This is a genomic window from Noviherbaspirillum denitrificans, from assembly GCF_002211445.1.
Taxonomy (GTDB): Bacteria; Pseudomonadota; Gammaproteobacteria; order Burkholderiales; family Burkholderiaceae_D; genus Noviherbaspirillum; species Noviherbaspirillum denitrificans.
On record NZ_LSTO01000002.1, the window covers coordinates 166,061 to 167,333 of the forward strand.

At 65.4% G+C, this 1,273-nt stretch carries 2 protein-coding genes; both read left to right on the forward strand.

What is annotated here, in order from left to right; all coding sequences use genetic code 11:
- Positions 1-129 precede the first annotated feature (129 nt).
- Positions 130-522, forward strand: coding sequence for a response regulator (locus AYR66_RS24355; RefSeq protein ID WP_088710147.1), 393 nt, complete (start codon positions 130-132; stop codon positions 520-522).
- 9 nt (positions 523-531) lie between these two features.
- Positions 532-1,273: response regulator (locus tag AYR66_RS24360; RefSeq protein WP_206047312.1), on the forward strand; the 742-nt coding region annotated here is incomplete at its 3' end.

Below are 1,273 nucleotides of genomic sequence, written 5' to 3' on the forward strand. Positions count from 1 at the left end.
CGAGCCCAACCAGCCGATGATCGACCGCGTGCAGGCAGCGCTGGTGAAATCGCGCACCTCGAATACCCAGCTGCAGTCCGTCCTGCACGACCTGATCGGACAGCGGCAACCCGACAAGAAGGAAGCACCATGAATGCCCCCGCGCTGCAGCACATCCTGTATGTCGAAGACGACGCCGACATCCGCACCATCGCGCGGCTCGCACTGGAAGCCGTAGGCGGGTATACACTGAAGGTTTGCGCCTCCGGGCAGGAAGCGCTGGACGCGGTATCGGCCGGCTACCGGCCCGACCTGATCCTGCTCGACGTGATGATGCCGGAGCTGGACGGACCCGGGACGCTGTCCGGCCTGCGCAAGCTGGCGCAGACCATGGAAACACCGGCAGTGTTCATGACGGCCAAGGTACAGGCGGCGGAGATTGCCTTTTACAAGTCGCTGGGCGCAATTGGCGTGCTGGCGAAACCTTTCGATCCCATGCAGCTGGCCGGCCAGGTCCGCGGGTTATGGGAAGGCAGGGAATGAGGAGTGGTAATGCACGACAAGAATGACGATCCGGGGGAGGCCGGGTTCGAGGCATCGCTGCGCGCGATCGAGGAGGCGTATGTCGCCGGCCTGCCCGGCCGCCTGCAGGACATCGAGAATGCGCTGCAGCGCTGCCTGGACGAACCGGACACCACCGCGCATTACGACGCGCTGGCACTGCAGCTGCACTCGCTGGCCGGCTCCGCGGGCACCTTCGGCTTTTCCGAACTCGGCTTCCGCGCCACCGACCTTGAAATACGCATGAGCGCGTTTTTGAAAGAGCGGGAGCACGAGCCCGGCGCCTTCACGCCTATCGCCACGGGCATCGGCGCCTTCCTGCGCTGGGCCGTGAGCAACGCAAAATCAAAGGGCGCCGCACCCGCGCCCGCATCGCCGCCACCCGCGCCACGCCCACCGGTCCCGGAAGGCTCGCAGCGCCTGATCTACCTGGTGCACGACAATGCGCTGGTGGCCAGGGACATTGCCGGCCAGCTGCAGTATTTCGGCTATGAAGTCATCATCATCACCGAACTCGGACGCCTGCAGGAGTACATCGACACCAAGGTCCCGGCGGCGGTGGTGATGGACCTCGGCTTCCCCGCCGGCATTCTCGCCGGCGCGGCGGAAGTGGCGCGCATCAAGCAGGCCAACGCGCACCGTTTCGCGGTGATCTTCATTTCCACGCGCAGCAATTTCGAAGCCCGCCTGGCGACCGTGCGCGCTGGCGCCGATGGGTATTTTTCAAAGCCGC